General features: G+C 37.2%; 23 protein-coding genes. 1 reads left to right on the top strand and 22 read right to left on the bottom strand.

The window, feature by feature from the left end:
• The first annotated feature begins 237 nt into the window (after positions 1 to 237).
• The gene (locus DK188_RS17835; RefSeq protein ID WP_111672204.1) at positions 238 to 519 is read left to right on the top strand and encodes a hypothetical protein; all 282 of its coding nucleotides are present in this window, start codon (positions 238 to 240) and stop codon (positions 517 to 519) included.
• A gap of 108 nt (positions 520 to 627) precedes the next feature.
• Here the strand turns inward: DK188_RS17835 and DK188_RS17830 are convergent, their stop codons facing one another.
• The 22 genes from DK188_RS17830 to DK188_RS17725 form a co-directional block, all read right to left on the bottom strand.
• Positions 628 to 1248 (bottom strand): dihydrofolate reductase family protein, encoded by a 621-nt coding sequence (locus DK188_RS17830; protein WP_111672203.1) that lies wholly within the window; start codon positions 1246 to 1248, stop codon positions 628 to 630.
• A 121-nt stretch (positions 1249 to 1369) separates the two neighbouring features.
• Positions 1370 to 2587, bottom strand: coding sequence for a hypothetical protein (locus tag DK188_RS17825; RefSeq protein WP_111672202.1), 1218 nt, complete (start codon positions 2585 to 2587; stop codon positions 1370 to 1372).
• Between the two features lie 596 nt (positions 2588 to 3183).
• Positions 3184 to 4377 (bottom strand): glycosyltransferase family 4 protein, encoded by a 1194-nt coding sequence (locus DK188_RS17820; RefSeq protein ID WP_111672201.1) that lies wholly within the window; start codon positions 4375 to 4377, stop codon positions 3184 to 3186.
• Positions 4352 to 5443, bottom strand: coding sequence for a glycosyltransferase family 4 protein (locus DK188_RS17815; RefSeq protein WP_111672200.1), 1092 nt, complete (start codon positions 5441 to 5443; stop codon positions 4352 to 4354). The genes DK188_RS17820 and DK188_RS17815 overlap by 26 nt, the downstream gene beginning before the upstream one ends.
• Entirely contained in the window at positions 5440 to 6603 is a 1164-nt protein-coding gene (locus DK188_RS17810; protein WP_111672199.1) for a glycosyltransferase family 4 protein, read from the bottom strand. The genes DK188_RS17815 and DK188_RS17810 overlap by 4 nt, the downstream gene beginning before the upstream one ends.
• The gene (locus DK188_RS17805; RefSeq protein WP_111672198.1) at positions 6596 to 7483 is read right to left on the bottom strand and encodes a glycosyltransferase; all 888 of its coding nucleotides are present in this window, start codon (positions 7481 to 7483) and stop codon (positions 6596 to 6598) included. The genes DK188_RS17810 and DK188_RS17805 overlap by 8 nt, the downstream gene beginning before the upstream one ends.
• Complete coding sequence (locus tag DK188_RS17800) at positions 7476 to 8336, bottom strand: glycosyltransferase family 2 protein (RefSeq protein ID WP_111672197.1); 861 nt, start codon at positions 8334 to 8336, stop codon at positions 7476 to 7478. Before DK188_RS17800 ends, DK188_RS17805 begins: the two co-directional genes overlap by 8 nt.
• The gene (locus DK188_RS17795; RefSeq protein ID WP_111672196.1) at positions 8336 to 9022 is read right to left on the bottom strand and encodes a nucleotidyltransferase family protein; all 687 of its coding nucleotides are present in this window, start codon (positions 9020 to 9022) and stop codon (positions 8336 to 8338) included. The genes DK188_RS17800 and DK188_RS17795 overlap by 1 nt, the downstream gene beginning before the upstream one ends.
• Positions 9015 to 9962: a polysaccharide biosynthesis protein gene (locus DK188_RS17790; protein WP_111672195.1), complete on the bottom strand. Its 948-nt coding sequence runs from the start codon at positions 9960 to 9962 to the stop codon at positions 9015 to 9017. The genes DK188_RS17795 and DK188_RS17790 overlap by 8 nt, the downstream gene beginning before the upstream one ends.
• Before the next feature lies 1 nt (position 9963).
• Positions 9964 to 11055, bottom strand: a complete 1092-nt coding sequence (locus tag DK188_RS17785; RefSeq protein WP_111672194.1) for a glycosyltransferase WbsX family protein — start codon at positions 11053 to 11055, stop codon at positions 9964 to 9966.
• Positions 11052 to 11873 (bottom strand): glycosyltransferase, encoded by an 822-nt coding sequence (locus tag DK188_RS17780; RefSeq protein WP_111672193.1) that lies wholly within the window; start codon positions 11871 to 11873, stop codon positions 11052 to 11054. The genes DK188_RS17785 and DK188_RS17780 overlap by 4 nt, the downstream gene beginning before the upstream one ends.
• Positions 11873 to 12826: a glycosyltransferase family 2 protein gene (locus DK188_RS17775; RefSeq protein ID WP_111672192.1), complete on the bottom strand. Its 954-nt coding sequence runs from the start codon at positions 12824 to 12826 to the stop codon at positions 11873 to 11875. The genes DK188_RS17780 and DK188_RS17775 overlap by 1 nt, the downstream gene beginning before the upstream one ends.
• Positions 12827 to 12830: 4 nt before the next feature.
• Positions 12831 to 13616 carry an FkbM family methyltransferase gene (locus DK188_RS17770; protein ID WP_111672191.1) on the bottom strand — a complete coding sequence of 262 codons (786 nt, stop codon included), beginning with the start codon at positions 13614 to 13616 and terminating at the stop codon, positions 12831 to 12833.
• On the bottom strand, positions 13617 to 14135 hold the full coding sequence (locus tag DK188_RS17765; RefSeq protein WP_111672190.1) for an acyltransferase: 519 nt from the start codon (positions 14133 to 14135) through the stop codon (positions 13617 to 13619).
• Positions 14123 to 15325, bottom strand: coding sequence for an ABC transporter ATP-binding protein (locus DK188_RS21735; protein ID WP_232825764.1), 1203 nt, complete (start codon positions 15323 to 15325; stop codon positions 14123 to 14125). The genes DK188_RS17765 and DK188_RS21735 overlap by 13 nt, the downstream gene beginning before the upstream one ends.
• Entirely contained in the window at positions 15322 to 16110 is a 789-nt protein-coding gene (locus DK188_RS17755; RefSeq protein WP_111672189.1) for a glycosyltransferase, read from the bottom strand. The genes DK188_RS21735 and DK188_RS17755 overlap by 4 nt, the downstream gene beginning before the upstream one ends.
• Positions 16107 to 16991, bottom strand: coding sequence for a glycosyltransferase (locus tag DK188_RS17750; RefSeq protein WP_157963275.1), 885 nt, complete (start codon positions 16989 to 16991; stop codon positions 16107 to 16109). The genes DK188_RS17755 and DK188_RS17750 overlap by 4 nt, the downstream gene beginning before the upstream one ends.
• 22 nt (positions 16992 to 17013) lie before the next feature.
• Positions 17014 to 17724, bottom strand: coding sequence for an FkbM family methyltransferase (locus DK188_RS17745; protein ID WP_157963274.1), 711 nt, complete (start codon positions 17722 to 17724; stop codon positions 17014 to 17016).
• 42 nt (positions 17725 to 17766) lie between these two features.
• Positions 17767 to 18105 carry a DapH/DapD/GlmU-related protein gene (locus DK188_RS17740; RefSeq protein WP_111672186.1) on the bottom strand — a complete coding sequence of 113 codons (339 nt, stop codon included), beginning with the start codon at positions 18103 to 18105 and terminating at the stop codon, positions 17767 to 17769.
• A 272-nt stretch (positions 18106 to 18377) separates the two neighbouring features.
• Positions 18378 to 19835 carry a glycosyltransferase family 39 protein gene (locus DK188_RS17735; protein ID WP_111672185.1) on the bottom strand — a complete coding sequence of 486 codons (1458 nt, stop codon included), beginning with the start codon at positions 19833 to 19835 and terminating at the stop codon, positions 18378 to 18380.
• Positions 19835 to 20620, bottom strand: coding sequence for a class I SAM-dependent methyltransferase (locus DK188_RS17730; RefSeq protein ID WP_111672184.1), 786 nt, complete (start codon positions 20618 to 20620; stop codon positions 19835 to 19837). The genes DK188_RS17735 and DK188_RS17730 overlap by 1 nt, the downstream gene beginning before the upstream one ends.
• Positions 20613 to 20996 carry a GtrA family protein gene (locus DK188_RS17725; RefSeq protein WP_111672183.1) on the bottom strand — a complete coding sequence of 128 codons (384 nt, stop codon included), beginning with the start codon at positions 20994 to 20996 and terminating at the stop codon, positions 20613 to 20615. Before DK188_RS17725 ends, DK188_RS17730 begins: the two co-directional genes overlap by 8 nt.
• Positions 20997 to 20999 lie beyond the last annotated feature (3 nt).

The following is a 20999-nucleotide window of genomic DNA, read 5'->3' as shown; positions in this document are numbered from 1 at the left end:
GGGCTAGTCTAGTACTGGGTATTTTAAGGTATTAGAAAAAAAATCAAGGTGAAATTGAAGTTTTTTTTTTAAAGGAAGTTGGAGGGTTTTGGGATTATAAATCCCAGGAAAGAAGTAGGAGATTGTGAATCTTGTATAGCTGGAGTAGAAAGTTTGGAGGTTTGGAAGTTGGGAGGTTAGGAGGCAGGGAAGTCAGAAAGCTGAAATGCCGTAGGCATGCCTTGGAGGCAGACAGGCATGGCTGAAACCATAGCCCGGGGCTTTATAGTTCGACACTTCGACAGGCTCAGTGCAGGCAAGCTCATCAGCCGTCCCCGGGTAAAAAATGATCGCGATTTTCCAACCTCGGCGCAGAAACAGAGTAAGGACGAAAAGTTCGGTGCCGAGGATGAATTTAAAAATAGTCGGAGAAAAAAATCCTCCCTTTCCGCTGCGGCGGGTCAAATCCCCCTACCCCCTTTATCAAGCTTGGGAATTCTGCAAAGCAGAAAGAATCAAGGGGGAGTTACGGCGGAATGATCAGGGAAATGGAATTCCAATTGAATAGCAGCCTACCTCCGGTAGATAAACCTACCTCCGGTAGGCAAGCCTGCCTGAAGGGAATGGCCGGTTGGCGTCAGCAAGTCGCTATTTCTTAACTAAGTTGTATCTCAAATGGGTAGTCAGTTCGGAATGAATCACTTCTGCAATTTGAAAGTCGTATTTAGCTGCATCCATACCGTCAAAAAGTCGAATTCCCTTTCCTAAAAAAACTGGTGCTATATGGATAAAAAACTCGTCGATAAGTCCGGCATTTAAGAATTGTTGGATGGTATTTGCACCACCTTGGATTCTAATGTCCTTACCTTTTGCTGATAGTCTTGCCTTATTTAATGCACTTTCGATACCATCGTTTATAAAGTAAAATGTTGTGGTTCCATCCTGAATCCAGGGATCCCGTGTTTCGTGGGTTAATACATAAACATCTGCTTTGAACAGGTCATTTGGCCAGCTCGCCTCCCCTTCTTCAAACATTCGTTTACCCATTATGTAAGCCCCTGTTCTTGCAATCGTTTCCCTAATGTATTTTCCGTCAGCACTGTCTTCTTTTCCTCCCTCAATCTGAAGATGTGCCCAAAAAGCTTTTTGATTAAACATCCAAGCATGGATCTTTCCTGAAACCCCTCCCATAGGATTTTTAGGACCTCTATTCTCTCCTGCGAAAAACCCGTCAAGAGATATCCCACTGTCAAAAATTATTTTGCTCATCTTCTTTATTCTTTGATAGGTTCAAAAAGGAAGGACCTTCTACTATTTTGCTTGTGGTGTTATATTAAGAATTATTTAGATCCTTTTAAAATCCTCGGGTCAGTACCGGCAGACTCAAAGCTTAGGCAGGGGATTCCACTTCAGCGAGGCGGCGGCGTTCTTCTTCGACGATGCGGTTATAGATCTCGCCGCGTTTTTTGATGCGATTAGTTTTCTGCCAATCCATAAAGGCCACAATCACAAACAACATAAAATACATGATCTGGGACTTCTGACGGATGATAATTCCCAGATTCGACATCACAAAGGTCATGGAGATGGAGATCGAAATAAAGACTACACCTGACATCTTGACCATGGCCGGAGCTTCTTTGATGTATTTGATAAAGTCCTTATTCAGGATCTTGCTAAACATGTAGATGTATAATGCATTCTCCATGGATACCACCAAGCCAATGGCATTGGGAGAATCAATAAATAAGGGTCGAAACCAAAACGTAAACAACTTCATCGGAAGACTATAAGATGTCATGTCTACTGCAGATCCTGCGGATTGCAATCTTTGGGCATTAAGATTGGATTCCTCCTCAAAACTTTGCAGAACGTTATTGGGGTCATATCCTAAAAACACCAATAAATCCTCGTATACGTAAATACTCATCCCAATGGCAAATACCACCACTGCATACTTCTGGTAAAGCGGTACTTTTTCTTTACCCAATACAAAGCCTACTCCCATACCAATCAATACCGCAAAGAGAATATGGGGACGTATCATGTAACAGATAAAGCTTCCCAAAGCGATATGGTAAATCCTCTTTTGAGGCCAAGAAAGTCCATAGGTAAGGAAAGCCAAACCTGCAAAAATATAGGCTCCTTTACCCAAAGAGGCTGTCCAAAAGTGCATGTTTGGCAAAAACATAAAAATGGTAATCGCATCCCAACCCTCAAATTTCGGGTTGAAACGCAGATTTTCCTTCATAAAAAGGTAGAAATACACAAAGCCCCAGAACCCTATCCAGGTACTGAGGAACATCATCATGTCATAATTGAAGCCGAGCCATTTAACAAAGGGATAATTAATCCATTCAATAAATAGTGTGCCTGGCTCAAATGCATCAAACCAGTTTCTGTAATGTCTATAACTTAAATAATAACTTACTGAATCGGAGCGGTTTAACTGAGCATAAGTCCAATAGACCAAACCAAAAAACATATGGTACCAATACATCTGATTGAGCAGGCCTGCCTTAATCCATGGGTGTTCTTTTTGGAGATTACCAAGGATAGGTTGGGAAGCAAAAAAGAGAAAAAGGACTAAAAGGGCTGCTCCGAGCAAGGCGTCAAGGGTTTGTTGGGTTAAATATAAGGAATGGAAGGGTTAAGGGTTAACTGTTAAGGGGTAATTGTTCAGGGTTCAGCGGTTCAGCGTTAAGGGTTGAATGAGGAATGTCGAATGTCGAATGTTGAATGATGAATAATGAATTAGGAATGGGGAATTGAGAATGAGGAATGTTGAATGTCGAATGTTGAATGATGAATTAGGAATATCGAATGGTAAATGAGGAATGAGGAATGACCCTGTAGGGGTCAAATCTTGGTAGTCCGGGGCTTAAGCCCCGGGTAAAAATGACCAAGGTTTTACAACCTCGGCGCAGAAGTATGGTGAGGACGAAAAGGTAAATGCCGAGGTACGGAGACGAATGTTCGAGAATATAATGTAGGGCTTCAGGAGAAAAAGGACAAATGGAAGGCTAGGCCGAGGAGGTATTAAGAATTTGTCGGATTTAAAATCATACAATCCTCCCGACATACGACAGGACAGGCTCCTTAAAAAAAAAGCAGTCTAAAGACTGCATTATCGTAGGCACCAGCCTGCCTCAGACAGGTCTGAAGACTGACGCCAGCGGGGGAATTGCGCCAATCGACGCGAACTTAGGGCTGGGAAAGAATCAGTCGAAAAAAATCTAGATACTGGTTTGCTACTTTGTCCATTTGGAACTTGTCGGCTACAAAAGCTTTGGCTTTAGCGCCCATGGTTTTGCGCTGATCTGGATGATCCAGCAAAAAGTTAATTTTTTCACAAAACTGAACAACTGAACGATCTGGAATTAAAAATCCTGTTTGCCCATCTATCAGACATTCTCTAATCCCCCCTACTTCCGTGGCCACAGTAGGAACTCCAAAGTGTGCAGCCTCCAATACTACCCCTGGTAATCCTTCTGTATCTGAGGTAAGGATTAGCAGATCGGCAGAAGCGAGGTAGGGAGAGACGTCTTGTTGGTAACCAGCGAAAAAGATACAAGACATTAGATACAAGACATTAGATTTTTCAAAGCCATGAGCTCCACTCTCATTTTCACGCCTCTTCAAACTTGATACTTGATACTCTAAGTCTTTTTTCATCGGTCCATCTCCAACAATTAGGGCTTTCAAATTGGGGCGGGATTGAGAAAGCTGGGATACGATTTCGATAAAGCGGTTTGGGCGTTTTTGGGAGGTGAGGTTTCCTAAAAAAAGTAGGACTTCATCCTGTTCCGCAATCCCCAGAAGCTTCCTAGCTTCTTCCCTGCTTGGGGCATTTGCAAACTTTTTTGGATCAAAAACCCGGTGAATAAACGTGGCCGGCTTTTGAAATTTGTAGTGGGAGATCACGGAATCCAGTGATTTTTTGCTCACTGCAATCAGGCCATCAAATCGCTCAATCCAATTAAAATATGCCCATTTTTTGATTCCCCCTTTGTTCCAGAATAAAGCATCATCGATAAAACGGGCAATCAACTTTGCTTTATTAGCCATTCCGAAAATTCTCAGCCATGCTCCATATTTCAAAGTTTTGGAGCCATTACAGAGAATAATCTGAGGTTTAAAGGAATCTATTTCCTTCTTTAATTCAACTATAATTCCAGACTGAAATGTTGGGAATTTCTCTAACAAACTCCTTTCAGAAAATGGGAGGACGCTATCTGTAGTTTGTAAAGAAACAGTTACACTTTCCTTCGGAAGGAATAAATACAGCCTCTTTACTTGGCAACCTTTTAAGATAAGGCTTTCAGCCAATTCTTCAGCAAAAATCTGTGCCCCCCTCCGGATAGGCGAAGTATCAAGAATGAGTATTCTTGCCTCCATTAGCTTGATTTAAATAAAACTTCTCGAATTGACTGGCTATTGCTTTAATTGAATAATTCTCTTTCACCAAAGCGTAGGCATTTTCAACTAGTTCGGAAAGATCCGCTTCAGGAGATAAAATTGTTTCCATCACAAGCTTTGCAAAGCTGTTCTCGTCATTTTTGGGAATAAGAAATCCAGTTTGCTTAGGAATGATTACCTCAGAAATACCTCCGGTATCATAGGATACTACTGGTACTTTAGCAGCCATTGCTTCCAAGATCACACCGGGAAGACCTTCGATAAGGCTGGGTAAAAGCAATGCTTTAGCATGTGGAAGAATGGAATTCACATCCAGTCTTGAGCCCAGAAAAATGATTCCAGCAGGTGCTTCCTTTTCCAATTTGGAACGAAGTGGACCATCTCCACAGAGTACCAAGCTTACCGTAGGAAAGCTTTGATGTATTTTTTTAAAAATCCGAAATAGCCCTTCGTGATTTTTTTCAGGAACAAAACTTCCTATATGGAGTAGAAATGGATTTCCATCGAGAAATTTTTCCAAATCAGATGGCATTTGAGATGAGCTAAAACCGATTTCAGTACCGATGGGCAAATGAGCAATGGGTTTGGTCCACTGGAAAACCTTTTGAAAATCCTGCATGCAAAGCAGGGAAACTGAGGCTACAGACTGAATCTGAGAAAGGAGAAAGGTATAGAATATCCGTTTTGGAGTCGAATCCATAAATCCGGATATCTGATTTGCATTTCGAAAAATCAGAGGCGATTTCCATCCAAAAAAAAAGCGGGAAAGACCCGCAAATTTCAAGGTATCTCCAGCATTTGCTTGTACGATATCAGGTTTGATTTCCTTAATCAGCCGGGCCAATCTATACCAGGAAATTATATCCAGATTCTTGGATCCAAATAGGTGTACTCTGACTCCCTTGAATGGAAGTGTATCTTTACCGGGATAGAGGAATACCAAAATGACTTGATGTCCTAGAATTGTCAATTCCTGGGAAAGCTGAGCTGCAAACAGTTCTGCTCCCCTACGTTGTGGTTTTTGAAGTATCTGGAGGATTTTCACTTCTGAACTCGGTTTGCTAAAAGTGAATTGTAGGTTTGTTCATATTGAGCGGCAATTTTTCCAATTTCAAAATGCTCGGCAGCAAAATCATATGCTCGCTGAGTGCGAGTGTGCCAATCCCCCAAACTCAGCGCATTTTGCATTTGAGCAAATAGATCAGCCTGATCACCTACTCTGTGAAAAAGGACCATGGTATCATCAACGCATTCCTTATTTTCCGGAATATCTGAGCAAATAATCGGGACTTTTGCCATCATTCCTTCAATCAAAGCCCCAGGTAGGCCTTCAAAATAGGTGGGAAAAACAAAAAAATCGGCTTTCCTTAATAAGTCTGACACATTCTTCACTGTTCCCAATAGTTCAACTGAGCTTCCTATTTCTATTCGTTCGATGATCTTTTCCAACTCTTTCCGATAATCCCCATCCCCTGCTAAAATCAATCGATCATTTGGTCTGGTCTTTAGGAGTTCTGCAAAAGCAGGTAGTAAATCTTTATGGCCTTTGCGTTCAATTAGGCGGCCAACGCATAACCAAGTTCGATTTACGATTTTTGATTTACGATTTACAAGGTTCCTACTGGCGTCTTCCGCCCTTGTTTCCAATCGACTTTCAAGATTTGGAATAGGACGACCTCGATGTATCACAACTGTTTTATTTGGGTCAAGGCCAATGGTTTTGCGGTGGGAATCGACGAGAACTTGAGAATTGGCTATCATCAAATCAACCTTACCAAGAGTCAAACGATCCAAAATTTGAACGCCAAAAAGAGCCAATTTTCCTTTGAGTTTCAGTCCGTCATAGCGCCGCTTTCGATAACTATTGTTTACTAGACTATTGACGATTTTGACCTTACTTTTCAATCTACGGGCAACCATATCCGAGCGAAAGATACTGGAGTGGACGATTACAGCACCTTCTTCTTGAACCACCTGGTCTACTCTCTTTGCCATCTCTGCAAACCGATTAGAAACGGGCAAACCCAACCGAATGACTTTAATTCCTGCTGCTACATATTCATCCCAAAGATCATGTTTTCCATTAAAAAGTGTGACAAACACCGGTCGAAATTCCCTAAATCGAGAGGTGATTTCTAAAAGGCTTTTCTCAGCCCCTCCGGTTTGAAGGGTATCTAGAAGGTAAAGGATAGTAGGTTTAGACAAGGTTTATTGTTTTTCCTTTTACCCCATTTATATAATGCCAAAAAGCCAAAGAGATCATACGCATATTTTTCCAACCATAGCCTAAACCGTAGCGATAGCCATAAAAAGCCTTGGCAAACCATTTTCCGATTAATCGTTTTTTCATGGTCTTTAGGGTCAAGGAATCGGAGATATAGAGAAGGTTTCGTAGGCTGTAATATTCTCTTGCCAGATTCTTTTTCTGCTGATAGGCAGGCCGATCAAAGTCCAATCGTCCCGTTTCTTTCCTTGCTTCTAAAAACAATCCAGAATCCACTACCAAGGCAAAGCCTTTTCTAGAAACTTTTAAACAAAAGTCTAATTCCTCAAAACCAAAAAACAAATCCTTATCCGGAAACACTCCAGCTTTGACCACTTCTGCAGATACCAGCATACACATGCCACCAGCGATGGAATCCACTTCCACCCATTCTTTCTTTTCCAAAAGCCGGGTTTGAATTCGCTTGATCACTCCTTTCTTTCGGTCAAAAAAATGGCCCACAGTCCCCAATACCCCACAAAAAGGATTGGCGTTACGTATAGCCAGCAATCTTTCGAAACAATCCGAACGAAAAGGGGGATCGTTGTCATCACCCCAATAGATCCATTCTGCACCTTTTTCCAAACAAAGTTCCAAGCCTTTTGCAGCCGCCCCGGCGGGACCTGCATTATACCCTATACGATGGTAGCGAATACGGGAATCCAAAAGGCCTGCTATAGCATTATCTGTTTCCAAATTGTCCGAATTATCGATTACCCATAAAAAATCAGGAGGATAGGTCTGGGAAAATATGGCCTTTAGGGTGGCTAACAGGATATCTGGGCGATTGTAAGTGATAACAAAAGCACCTAGCTTAATCATACTTGACTGTTTCCGAATATAATCGCTTTGCTAAAAATGGAAAACAAGCCAACCCAAAACGACCCCAAGTAGCCATTTTTGTTGGCTTATATCTTACAGAATTAAATAGGTGATGTCTCGCTTGGGGGAAATTCCGAAACCGCATCCAATTTACCCCAATGATTTGATGATACAAATGTTTCACATGTGGGGTCAATGTATTGCTATGCTTGTCCAAAATAAGACTTAAAGAATCAATCATATTTTGAAGATTTTTGGAACCTCCTATTGGACAAGGATGATAAATAAAATTGAAATATTCTATGTATGAAACGTATGGTTTTTCCTCAAAAACTCTGAAAAACAACTCGGTATTCTCAGCAAATAGAATAAATTCATCAAATCCTCCAACTTTCTCAAAAAGAGATCTTCTAATTAGCCAAGCTCCAGGAATAACAATTCTGTTTCCCATTGCACCATTTGAGCTGTCAGAGATTTTAACCTCATATCTTTTACCATTGGGTTCAATACGGATCATATTGCAAAAAACCAGATCTGTCTTTTTGTCAATTGCTTTTCGAAAGTCAGAAAGCCAATTATCTGTAAACTCATCATCATCATCCAAAAAAATTAGAAAAGGATTTTTAGAAATTGAAGCCCCAACATTTCTGGCAGAACTTACTCCCAACTTTTTGCCTCTACATATGTAGACTACTTGATTTGGAAATAGTTCTTGAAATTGTTTCTCTTGACTATTTGGACTATCATCAACTATAATTACTTCCTCTTCTTCTTTTATTTTGATAAGCTTTTCGACCAGAGCTAAAAGTTGATTTGGCCTATTATATGTTGGAATAATAATTGAAATAGACATCAATCCTTCAATTTATCAGCATCGCTAAGGCTCTGAATTGTATCTACTGTAAACCACTTGTCAGGAAAAACACTAGACGAATAAAGATTTTTACTAGAAATCAACTCTGTCCAAACATCAGAAAAATCTTCCTTTTTCTCCATTAATTTATTTATAGCGTTAGGATTCAATATTTGAATTCCAGAACAATAGGTGTAAGCTGGATCATTCCTATCCAGTTTAACCACTAAATTTTCAACCTGATGAATAAAATCACCTTCCAAACCTTTAACAGGCAAAACAGGGACAACCATACAAGGCGGTGCCCCTAAACGGTTATATTCCTCAAAAAGCAATTCGATTTTAAAATTTGTCACATTATCTGCCGTCATTACAATAACAGGCTCATTAAGGGTTCTCAATAATGAATTAAAAATCCACCAAGCATTCCCTCTCCCTTCTGTATTGATTACAGAAGATACTCCCAATTCAATTACGTGCTTTGCAAGATCAGCACCTTTGTATCCAACCGTAATATGTAGATTTTCTAGGAACGGTTTAATTTTGCTAATTCCATTGGCAATTAAAGTTGATCCCCATAAAGGAGCCATAGGCTTAGGAATCAAATCTGTTAAAGGTGCCATACGAGTACCCCGACCCGCGGCCATAATTAATCCATGACGGATTTTACTTTTGTTATTACTCATTGGGAGAATTAAGTATCAATTCCACAATCTCCTCTCTAGTGAGTTTTTCCGTATTTGCGGAGGATAATCCGAAACTAACAGGTTGCTTTACTTTTTCATTGAATGAAATTAGGTAATGCTTGATCCCATTAATTTCAAATTCTCTGGTATAGTCAAGCTCTAAGTCTCCAATTAAAAATTCATCATTGCGTTCCCCTGGTCTACCTTCAATTTTTTCCCACTTACCTCCTTTTTCTTCAATCCATACTTTTAAAATATCTTCAATCTGCGCTGCTTTCATATGGCGAGAAAGAACCTTTCCTTGTACTAAATCAATATGCTTAATCGCATTAACGACTAAATCTACTGCTTCGTTGACTGTGAAAAAGAATCTTCTCATTTCTGGACCTGTAGTACCGATAATGCCAGTTTTTTGATGCATTTCTGCCCAAATGGGTAAAACTGAACCTGTTGACCAAGCTACATTACCATACCTTACTGCGCAAAACTTGGTTTCAGAATTACTATTCATAGCACAGAAAACTCGTTCCATGATGCTTTTTGTCATACCGTAAAGGTTCCGAATTGGAGGGGCAGCTTTGTCAGTAGAAATCCCAACAACCATTTCTACTTTTCTTTCTGAAGCCACCCTTGCTACATTTTGAGAACCTAAAACATTCACATCTGTACACTCCATAGGGAATTTTTCAGCCAAATCAACAAACTTGGTGGCAGCAGCATGAATGACAATATGAGGCTGATACTGTGAGAATGTATCTCGAATTGATTCAATATTTACAATATCCATTGGAGCCACCTCGCAGCCTGTAACCGACTTGGCATACATATTTTGCTTATTGTTTCTCCCTGTCAAAATAACCCTGAAATCTTCCTTTAAGGCTAAGGCAAGATTTCTACCCAGAAATCCTGTTCCACCCGTAATTAATATCGTTTTTTTCATTTCAATTTTTATTCGTCATCGACTCAAGGACTGATTTAATTTTTTCCAATTTACCTCTTTGAAATCGCTCATCCGGCTCTAAGTAATTGCCCTCTGCCCATTCATTCCAACTTTTTATAAAGAAAATCGGCTCTTGTTCGAAATTGATGCAACTAATCAATTTTTCCAGTTGTACCCTTAAGAGATCAAGATTAAAATCATGATGAACTATGCCTCTTTTGCCTGAGCGGGGAGTATTATCCCATCCAACATGGAGTGTTGGAAAATTACCCCGTTCCATTTTTTCATTATGCGAACGTTTTACTAATTCATGAAAAGAAGTAACAACACAGCCTTTGGTCCAAAGACTTAAAATTTCATTTGGATATTTCTTCGTTAGCTTTTTTATGACTTTTTCTAATAAGTTAAACCTTCCTTTCTGGAGAAATTGATCATGAAAAACGAACCCGTTCAAATATTTAAATGGATTCTGCTTTTGATAAGAAATTCCTAAAAAGTAAATTCCTGGTAATCCTGCCCTTTTAGCTAAATAATCCCAATGCTCAATAAAAGAATCTAAATAGGGATGATCAAAGGGTCGATAAATAAGAAATAATGGCTTGCCTTCAACTAGAATATATCTTGAATCTTTAAAATATGGTAATACCTCATTAAAGTGAGCCTCATCATCAATTTTCCCTAAATATTCTTGGCGGATTAAAACCTTATTTGGGGCACCGTGCCAAATTCCTGACCATGTTTGATTTGCCCAAGCAAAACATATAGGGAAATCAGGTCTACTTGATACCAAAAAATCACGCGCAGGTTGTTCTAATAAACGCTTACCTCCTCCAAACCAATAATGCCAATAACAAAATCCATAAATTCCATGCTCTTGCGCTAGTTTTGCTTGCTTGATCCGCACTGATTCATCTCTCAAATCATAATATCCTAATTCTGTAGGAACATGAGGCTGATAATGATTCTTATAGAGTGGTTTTGCTTTTTTGACATTTGTCCATTCAGTAAATCCCTTTCCCCACCAAACATCATTTTCGGGAATGGGATGAAACTGGGGTAGATAAAAGGCGATAGGTTTTAGCTTTTGATTCACTCTAGCTTCTTGATAAGTTTGAAAAATACTGGTGGAATAAATTGTTTAAGAATTTCCTTTGGCCCATCCTTCTTTCTTTGAGGAAATAGATCAGGATATTTTTTTATCAACTTAGTTTTTGCTTCTTGGACCGCCTTTCGGTTTTTAGAAATATTTCGGTCATGCAGACGAATGAGTGTACTTGAATCGAACTTGTATCCTAAATAGTGAAAAACCTTGCCCGCTTTAGCACATCTAATCTGAAAATCCCAATCCTCAATATATTGAAGGGATTCATCATAAATTCCGACATCTCCAAAAACTGAAGACCGATATAATGGTGCTGATGTGACAAATGGATTCCTTTGAAGAATCGCCTCTAATACTAATTTATCAGAACGGTCAATTTCAATGGCTCCAGTCCAACCTGTATCGCTATAGATATGAAGGTCTCTCTTTGTATCCTTTGAATAAAAATATCTTGCTCCTGAATACACAATGTCTACTTCTGGATACATTGATAGGAATTCAACCTCATTTTTCAATTTATTGGGTGTGATCAAGTCATCAGAATCCAAAAGTTGAATATAATCTCCTTTTGCAGATAATATTCCCAGATTCCTTCCACTGGAGATCCCTCCGTGTTCTTTTGAGAGAAAACTAAAGCGTTGATCCTTTAATGAATAAGCTTCAGCTATTTGAAGTGTCCTATCTGTAGACCCATTATTTACAATTACACATTCCCAATCTTGAAAACTTTGAGCTAGTAAGCAGTCCAATGTCTCTTCCAGATATGTATCTGAATTGTAACAAGGAATAATAATTGAAATTATTGGCATCAGCTAATTTCAGAAAAATTGGATTTCTTTAGAAGATTCAACTTTTCCCTTAGCGAAAGGAAATCAATATTAAGTATTTGAAAATTACTTCTTAACCTCATGGGAGTCCTATAAAAGTTTCTAAAAAACAGCTTCTTTATTACTTCTAGAGTCTGTGTACTATCCGACCAAGAAGCTTTTTCTAATAACTCTTTACAGAAAGTTTGCACCATTTTTAATTCGGGTTGATTTTCCTCGGATATATTCAAACTAACGATATTTTTTTCAGTGGTAGTAATTGATCTACCAAGCCAATATTCTGCCATGCTTATTCGGAGTCTGTTTGCTTCATTACTTCGTTTATCAAAATTCTGAGCTGTAAATTGACTTTCACTTCTCCTGTACTTTAACAAAATTTCAGGTAGAAGTCCAAACTCTGTAATTTTACTCAACTCAATCCATAGCTGATAATCTTCCAGATACCCAGAAAACTGGAGCCCACTTTTGTCTAAAATTTCCTTTTGAATTATTACTGTGGGGTGTACAAAAGGACAATCCAATAGCAAAGATGGTCTGAGATATTCATTTTTTACAACCCTGTTGAAAGGGGTTCCATCAAAATATTCTGCAAGAGTGCCGCTAACCCCAATTGAAGGGTTTTTTTCCATAAACTGAACTTGCTGGTCAATGCGATTTGGATAAGCAATATCATCAGCATCCATTCGGACAATGTATTTTCCTTTGGCATGATTAAGACCGACATTCAGTGCGCCACCAATACCAAGGTTTTTAGTAAGTTGGATAAACTTGATTCTAGAATCTTTCAGGTTATGAACAATACTCGGAGAATTATCTGAAGAGGCATCATCTACTACAATAACTTCCAAATCAGTAAAAGATTGATTCAAAATACTTTGAATTGACTCATACAAAAAAAATTTCGAATTAAATACAGGAATTAGTATAGAAACCATTTAATCAATATAAGCTTTTTTTAATTCCTACAATAAGTTCTCCTGTCTCAAAAATGATAAATCCATAATCTATTAAAATTTTTTTGATAAAATCTTTTGAAACAATTTCCTCATGAACTTCGACTGAAATTAATTTTGTTAGATTCAAAAAATTCAAATTTTTACTCTCAAAAATATACTTTTCATATCCTTCAACATCAATTTTAATAAAACATATTTTCTTAATATCATAAAATTCGATTAATTGATCAATTGTAATTCCTTGAATTGACCCAATATTTGACTTATATACGGTTCTCGACCAATCCAAACCATCTCGAAATGAAGTTTGAATTTCAAATTTAGTGTTAGGAAATTCTGATATTGCTTTATTAATTGGTATAATATTAGAATAATTCTCTGAATTTTTCATGAGAAAATTAAAGTTCCCTGAATCTGGTTCAACAGAGAAAATATTTTTCTCAGGAAAAAGATTAGAAAAATATATAGATGTAAGTCCAATATTTGCACCTAAGTCAATAATTGAACCGTCTATATTATTCAGCTTAATTAATGATGATAAAATGCCATATTCAACATAATCAAATATTTGCTTAATAACCATTACATCACTTGAGCTTTGATTTCTACAATGAATTGGAAATCTAATGCCATTAATTTCAACAGAGTATGAACCATTAATTTCAAGAAATGAATTTAAATTCTTTATCTGACGCAATTTCCTTTCAAAAAGAAATTTCTCTTTATCCTTGAAATATCTTATAACTTTATTAATTTTTTTAAAATTCATTTATCTGTGTTTTAGGAATTTTGCAGGATTTCCAACAAATACAGAATTACCAGGAATTGATTTTGTCACTATTGATCCTGCACCAATAATAGATCCTTTCCCGATGGTTACGCCATCAAGAATTTTACATCCAGTCCCTAACCAAACATCATCTTCTATAATTATTCCTTTACAGGTTAATCCCTGCTTATTTATCGGCTCTTCAATCTCCGAGAAATTATGGTTAGCAGGTATAATCACGCAGTGGGCAGCAATCAAAACATTATTTCCAATTGCTAATCCTCCATGACCATACAAAACTGAATAAGGATTGATAGAACAATTATCTCCGATATTAATATTTCCACCATAAGTCAGAATAAGTACACCATTTAAAATTTCGGTATTCTTTCCAATAGATATTTCCCCCCCGAAAGAATTATCTAATACTGCAGTTTTATGAATAAAAGACTTGGAATGATACCTTAAACCTTTAATAGAAAAGTTCAATACTGAAAAAATTTTACTTAGTAAACCCATTCACAACTAACTTGAAAAAAACCAGAGCTCTTGCCCTTCAATGTCAAATCATTAACAATATCAATTAGTTGAAAATTGATTATCTCGGAATGGTATTCTTTAACGTTCTCCTTATCGAAGATTGCTAAATCTAAAGTGTAAGTACCCTCGACTAACAAACCAGCTGGAATTTTAAAAACTATTTCGATAGATGGAATCCCATAGTCTGAAACTGAAGTAAATAGCTTTTGTGCCATAGAATTTTTAATCGCAATACCGAGTCTATTTCGTTCTAATCTCTTTTTTAATTTTATTAAGATGGAGGTTTCATTATGATTAAAAAAACCTAAATCCTCAGGATTACCCATTTTTAGATACTCAAAGATAGAATCCTCCTGATTAGGGTACCAAATTCTATTAATTAAAACTTCATTTAAACTGATATAGTTCTCAATTGCAATAGTAGAATTAAATATGCCTAAAGAACTTCCTTTTTCCAGTCTTAATGCCTTTGGGCACAATTTTAGGACTGCATCCAAATCATGACTTACAAAAATCACTGTTCTCCCATCATTTCTACTCACATCCTCCATTTTCCCAAGGCACTTATTCTGAAATTCAAAATCCCCTACTGCCAAAACCTCATCAATAATTAGGATCTCCGGGTCTAAATGAGCGGCTACTGAAAATCCCAGCCGAACTTTCATCCCGGAAGAATAAAACTTAACGGGTGTATCAATAAACTTCTCTACTCCAGAAAAATCAATAATTTCATCTAGCTTTAAGTCAATTTCCTTTCGAGTCATTCCCAAGATAGTCCCATTCATATAAATGTTTTCACGACCTGAAAGTTCAGGATGAAAACCAGTTCCGACCTCTAAAAGTGAAGCAACACGACCATGAATTTCAATCTTTCCTGAGGTCGGTTCAGTGATTTGGGAAAGAATTTTTAGTAAAGTAGATTTTCCAGCGCCATTTTTTCCGATAATTCCGAGCACTTCTCCCTCCTTAACCTCAAAAGAAACATCTTTCAAGGCCCAAAAAACAGATTCATCTTCTATCCCAAATCGGCTTAGCTCTCTAAGTCGTTTTAGGTTTTGCCATGGTGATTTAATTACATTACCGATTTGGCCAACCAGGGTTTCTGCCTGCTTTTCTTTTAGGCCAAGCCGATACCTCTTTGAGAGATCGCTTACTTTAATCACACTCATTTAAATAGTAATTTTATAATTTGTATGACTTTAGAAACGAGTTTTTTAAATAGTATAGAGTAATATTTAATTTGAATTATTGGGAAGATTGAAAAGATTGTAATCAAGCCATTTAACTGTTTATTAAAATGAGGTAAACTAGACCAAAGAGAATTCTTTAAAATCCGATAATGTAAAGGGGCTAAATCCACATAAAGTGAAGGTCCCCAATTTGAAAGGTAGGCTAAAATCCATGTATCATGATTTTTTGCAAAGAAGAACCAAATTGGTATTTTTTTAAATTTATTTCGAAACATGATTGTGTTTTGATGAATCAAACATCCTGAAATCATTTCAGGCACAGTTCTGTTTACACGTAATTCTTTTTTTCTGAGATTTGAATCTGAAATTAAATTAGAGTTTTGGTCTACATATACAAAATCATGGAAAGCTAAAGAAAAATTTGGGTTTACTTCTAATGCATCAAATTGTTTCTGGATTTTTAAAGAATCTGTCCAATAATCATCACCCTCTAAATAAACAATGTACCTTCCATTTGCCAACTCAATCGCATTTTGATAATTTTTTGCCAATCCAAGATTCTGCTCATTCCTTATTAATAAAATATTATCTATATTAAGCGTAAGTTTTTCAATAATTGAAAAAGTATTATCAAAAGAACAGTCATCACAAATTATAATTTCAAAACTCCTATTAAACTTTTGCGAAAGAATACTATTAATACATTCATTTATAAATAATTCTTGGTTGTAAGTTAAAAGAATAATTGACACATCAATCATCATAATTTAGAAGTCTCTATTCTTAAGATCGCTTTAATTATAGCCTTCGATATTTGAATAAAACTTAAAGCAGAAAGTAAATCAAAAAATGTTACATTAGGCTCATCCTTAAGATTTCCTCTCCTACTATTATATAAGTTATCTTGATGAACTCTCAAAAATAAAATTATTCGGCTTATTCCTTTTCTTTGATTTCTAGATACAACTAAAAGAGATTTTTTAAACTTTGTACGAATTTTTTGAATCGATTCACTCGAAAAACTTCCAACACCATATCGATAAACACCTCCCATAAAATCAAGCATCTTAATTGGTCCACCTTTAGCGCATTCTAAAAACAAAAAAAAATCCCCTACCTTTAAATCTGAAAAGTATTCTGGAATGTTTATAATTGAAGATTTTCTATATACAAAAGAACAAGTATGAATGAAATTTCCAAATAATAAAACATCCCAAAAAGATGATACATCCTTTTTTACCTTATTTTTCGTAATAAAATCATCCTTTAAATCACATCCATCTAGTATTTGCACATTGTGAAAACAACCAGAATAATGCTTGTTCTCACTAAGAAATGCCACTTGAATCTTAATTTTATTTCTGTCGTCCCAATAATCATCACCTTCACATAGAGCAATGTATTCACCTTTACATTGCTCTAAGGCCCAAACAAAATTCCCCATCATTCCTTTGTTTACGACATGACGGGTATATTTTATCCAAAAACCTCGAGGATGAGAATCTATATAGGATTGAATTATTTCCCCTGTATGGTCGGTAGAAGCATCATCGGCAATTATCAATTCGACTTCGAAATCAACTTCCTGCATTAATACCCCTTCGATTGCCTCAGCAATATATTTCTCATGGTTGTAAGTAATCATGCAAACTGAGACCATCGATTTATTAGACAAATCTGGATCCTTTTTTTACAAACATTACTTCCACCAACCAAAGAAGTCCATTGGAAAAGGGGCGATTTAAGTCCGTGAAATCAAAAATTTCATAGCCTTTTTCATCCATAATATTCATGATCCTTAAAAGGGAATTTGGAAAAGCTTTTTGGTGAACAGCAGCCTCTACAAGAATACATTCAGTTATCCCAAAAATGGAGGAGGATCCTTTTAAGACTTCCAAATCCAGACCTTCGGCATCAATCTTAACCAATTCCGGGATCGGTAGATTTTCATCCTTTAAAAAAGCATCCAAGGTTTTCATTTGAACTTTTACCCTTTCCCCGAACTCATAGCCTTTAATCTTGGAATCACTTGGCCTGAATGAACTGCTATCGTCACTTTGGTTTATGGCAAATTCAAAAACACCATTTTGATTACCTAAGCCTATGGGGTAGAAATTAATCTTGGAATTCAACCTCAAGTCTTGGATTGACTTTTCAAGATGCGCTTGGGGCTCTACCAATATGTATGTTGAATTGGGAAATACTTTCAGAGTATCCCGAGTCCACGTTCCATGATTTGCTCCTACATCAAGTATATAGGCAGGTGAAAAGCCCTTACTTTTCAAATAGTTGAAAGCACGATTTACCAAAATCGATTTATTGAATTCAATATGTTTTCTTTGGTAAAATCCAAATTTTGCAGCGAAAGGGGAGGTCATCTTTATAAATGATTTCAGAAGTTTTTTCCTTAAGCTCATAAACTATTTTATTATTCTTCCTAGCACCCCTACCACCTTTACCCCATCCGGTATATCCTGTGTCACTACGTCTCCTGCTCCTTCGGTTACTTTATTTCCTATTTTTACCTTGGGAAGGATAGTTGCATTGGCTCCGATGAAGCAGAACTTACCGACCTCGACTTTCCCAAGTAGCAAAGCTGCTGGATTTACTTCGGTAAAGTCTCCGATTTTCACTTCATGATGGATTTGGGCTCCGGTATTGATTAAGCAGCCCTTTCCGATTTGGGTATTTGCTCCGATAAAGCAGAAATAAAAGATATATGCTTCCTCTGCACCTGAGAAGAAATTGCTAAAATCCACTCCTTTGCCCTGCGCGGAAATCAGCCTCCCTCCTAATCCGGCGAATCGCAGGTAAAACTGATGACAAAGTTGGGGGTTCCCTTTGCCTAGGCTAAAGAAGGGATCCTTTTGAAAATGGGCTTTTACCTCTTCGGGAGAATGGATAATCGGAAAGCGATCCTAAAAGCGCTCTCTTAGGTTGATCTCATAGAAGAAGACCATGTTTTTGGTTTTTCCTTCTGAGATCAGGATATCGAGCAGTTCGAAAGCATGTCCACCGGCTCCAGCTATTATCATTTATCAAAAGGTTTAAATAATTTAGCTGTTTTGGAGTATTGGAATATCAATGTTAATAGATAAACTGAAAGACAAGGAATCAACAATCCAGAATATCGTGGTATAAAATGAGTTAAAAATGCATGAAACAAAAAATAAAGAATGGGCAGGATCGTAATAACATACAGAGTCAAATCCTTTTTACATATGCTTCTTACAAACAGTATGAAAAGCGACAAATACATCGCAAATGTTATTAAAACAGGTATTAGATGTCTTCCTTTATAGAACCAAATACCTCTCCAACTAAAGAGAAAACTTGCTTTAAGGTGATTCAAAGGATGTGTAAAGATTAAGTTTAACGCCTTGGATTTAGATCCTTTATCGGGGTTATCTATATCTAAGCTATTCCCATAAAAGTTAGTCAAACCTCTATGCTCTAATTGTGCTAGCCGTAAATAGCTTTTTACCTCGTCAAATCTTACTTCGGCCATTGCCAGACTATCACCTTTCAATCCCCGATTTAAGCGTTGTAGACGTCCCCCGTCTAATAAGTCTTCCTTCCTATTCCCCAAGAATCTTTCAAAGAATCCTGTTTGCAAAACTTCAGGTGCGTATGCGTAATAGCCACCCCAATATTCCTCATTGCTCATTTGGTTTTTTATAGCGCGGATCAATAGCACTTCTCCCCCACGATCTGAGATACTTGTGGTGCCTAGTTGGATGTAATTTCTAAGCATCCAAGAACCAACTGGTATGGCAAAAGAAATGAGAAATAGCCCTAGGGAAAGCCAGTTCCGCAAATTTCTCTCTTCCGAAAAAAAGAATTCAAAAATCAAAACCGCAGGAATAAATATGACGAAAAGGTAAAGAAATACAGCTTTGGTCAAAGTCAAAAAAGCTAAAATCAATCCACTGATTATCAAATCTTTCTTTTTTCGATATTCCAAATAATTCAGAATAAAAACCGTAAAAAGAAGAAGAAAAATAGCTGCTGGTAAATCACTATTTACACTGGTGATGTAACTGGTAAAAACAGCAAAGAAAAAAACAGGAATAAATGCAGCTAATGAGGCAAGAAACCTTGGTAGCTGAAGCTTTCTGGCTAGAACATAGGATAACCCATAAATCAAAATAAGATAAACCAAATTGAGCTTGGTCATTTCTAAAATCAACTCAGGATCGCTAATCAATTGCTCCTTTGCAATTTGATTCCTTTCAGGCTGAAGTCTTGCAATATTTAAGGCATTAAGAAAGCTGATAACCGGTTCACGAAAATTAGAAGGTGTTTCTCCATCCATTGAATGAAACCCTTGGGTCACCAAATGATACGCTAGAAATGTGCTTTGATTGGAATCACTTACTAAAGGCTTGGAATTGATTTTCATATTCTTGTCGGCAAGAAAAATCAATCCACATAAAAGGATGGCATTGATAAAAAAGAAATAAATCGAGGTCTTATTTCTTTTATGCATCAGATTTTTGATTTAAAACCAACTCCAACCACATTCCAGGCAATCTTTCTTAAAGAGGTCCAATCAACTCTTTGAATATAATTATCCAAACCAATAGAACCCATGGATAGCACTTTAATTATCCATTTGGGCCTCAAAACCACCTCCGCAAAAGGCGTAGAAAAATAACCCTGACCCAATACTTGGACTTCTTTAAGTCCTACAGCCTCATACAATTCTTTTAGATTCTCTGGAAGCAGTTGAACCTGATCATCTGAATAGCTTTTATCTAGTTTAGTACGGAGGGTCCTTAAGCCTTGAATCAATGGATTGCTTGATTGAGGTTCATTGGCAACCACCACTCCTCCAGGTTTTAACAAAGTGACAATATGGGATAAAATGCCTTTCATATCGTCAAAATGATGAAGTACTCCAATCATAAAGATGACATCAAACTTCTCCTCCGGTTGGTACTCCTTGATATTGGCACAGATAAATTGTGCCTTGGGCTTAGAATTGTATTGATTGGCATAGTCAATCAAACCTTGGGAATAGTCTACTCCGACGTAGGCTGAATAAGGCTTATCCAAGTATTTGACTGAAAAGCCGGCCCCACATCCTACTTCCAAAACTCTTGAAGTATGGTCAAAAGACACATTTTTCAAACTGCTTAGTAGACGATGCTTTCTCGCAATTGAGCATTGAGGTGCCAAGTCTTTTTCCAAATACTTTGGAGAAATGGCATCAAAAAGCGCTTTGTCTTTCTTTTCGTGTTCAGTAAGACTATGGGCCGTTTTGCTATCCATGTACCTTTTTCAAAAAGAAATACTTATAAAAAATAAAAACTAAACTTGTTATCAATTGCACCAACAAATAGTGGATGGATGTACGCCAGATCAAGAGAGAGTAGAAAGCCCACTCTCCTATTTTGGAAGTATATACCACAGAAAGATATCCCAGAATTCTAGCTTTTTGACTTTTCCCTTTATCTCCTTTAAATACGATTTGATCGATAATAAAGAAGTTTAGCGTAGTGACCATCACACTCACCAGAAAATAGGATAAATACACATTCCAGTGCAGCAGGTCATTAAAGGTGTAGTTAAGCCCAAAGGCCAAAAGATACCCTGGCACGCCCCAAAGGGCCATTTTGGAAATACCTGAGAGGGTTTCTTTTACCATCAG

The sequence above is a fragment of the Algoriphagus litoralis genome, from assembly GCF_003259255.1.
Taxonomy (GTDB): Bacteria; Bacteroidota; Bacteroidia; order Cytophagales; family Cyclobacteriaceae; genus Algoriphagus; species Algoriphagus litoralis.
Note: the sequence above shows the minus strand (reverse complement) of the source record. Positions and strands in the feature narration are given on the sequence as shown.

Bases quoted from the DNA above. Each gene is read 5' to 3' on its own strand.
- DK188_RS17835 (WP_111672204.1), top strand. From the start codon at position 238: ATGGCTGAAACCATAGCCCGGGGCTTTATAGTTCGACACTTCGACAGG.
- DK188_RS17830 (WP_111672203.1), bottom strand. From the start codon at position 1,248: ATGAGCAAAATAATTTTTGACAGTGGGATATCTCTTGACGGGTTTTTC.
- DK188_RS17820 (WP_111672201.1), bottom strand. From the start codon at position 4,377: ATGGAGGCAAGAATACTCATTCTTGATACTTCGCCTATCCGGAGGGGG.
- DK188_RS17805 (WP_111672198.1), bottom strand. From the start codon at position 7,483: ATGATTAAGCTAGGTGCTTTTGTTATCACTTACAATCGCCCAGATATC.
- DK188_RS17800 (WP_111672197.1), bottom strand. From the start codon at position 8,336: ATGTCTATTTCAATTATTATTCCAACATATAATAGGCCAAATCAACTT.
- DK188_RS17795 (WP_111672196.1), bottom strand. From the start codon at position 9,022: ATGAGTAATAACAAAAGTAAAATCCGTCATGGATTAATTATGGCCGCG.
- DK188_RS17790 (WP_111672195.1), bottom strand. From the start codon at position 9,962: ATGAAAAAAACGATATTAATTACGGGTGGAACAGGATTTCTGGGTAGA.
- DK188_RS17780 (WP_111672193.1), bottom strand. From the start codon at position 11,873: ATGCCAATAATTTCAATTATTATTCCTTGTTACAATTCAGATACATAT.
- DK188_RS17775 (WP_111672192.1), bottom strand. From the start codon at position 12,826: ATGGTTTCTATACTAATTCCTGTATTTAATTCGAAATTTTTTTTGTAT.
- DK188_RS17770 (WP_111672191.1), bottom strand. From the start codon at position 13,616: ATGAATTTTAAAAAAATTAATAAAGTTATAAGATATTTCAAGGATAAA.
- DK188_RS17765 (WP_111672190.1), bottom strand. From the start codon at position 14,135: ATGGGTTTACTAAGTAAAATTTTTTCAGTATTGAACTTTTCTATTAAA.
- DK188_RS21735 (WP_232825764.1), bottom strand. From the start codon at position 15,325: ATGAGTGTGATTAAAGTAAGCGATCTCTCAAAGAGGTATCGGCTTGGC.
- DK188_RS17755 (WP_111672189.1), bottom strand. From the start codon at position 16,110: ATGATGATTGATGTGTCAATTATTCTTTTAACTTACAACCAAGAATTA.
- DK188_RS17750 (WP_157963275.1), bottom strand. From the start codon at position 16,991: ATGATTACTTACAACCATGAGAAATATATTGCTGAGGCAATCGAAGGG.
- DK188_RS17745 (WP_157963274.1), bottom strand. From the start codon at position 17,724: ATGACCTCCCCTTTCGCTGCAAAATTTGGATTTTACCAAAGAAAACAT.
- DK188_RS17735 (WP_111672185.1), bottom strand. From the start codon at position 19,835: ATGCATAAAAGAAATAAGACCTCGATTTATTTCTTTTTTATCAATGCC.
- DK188_RS17730 (WP_111672184.1), bottom strand. From the start codon at position 20,620: ATGGATAGCAAAACGGCCCATAGTCTTACTGAACACGAAAAGAAAGAC.
- DK188_RS17725 (WP_111672183.1), bottom strand. From the start codon at position 20,996: ATGGTAAAAGAAACCCTCTCAGGTATTTCCAAAATGGCCCTTTGGGGC.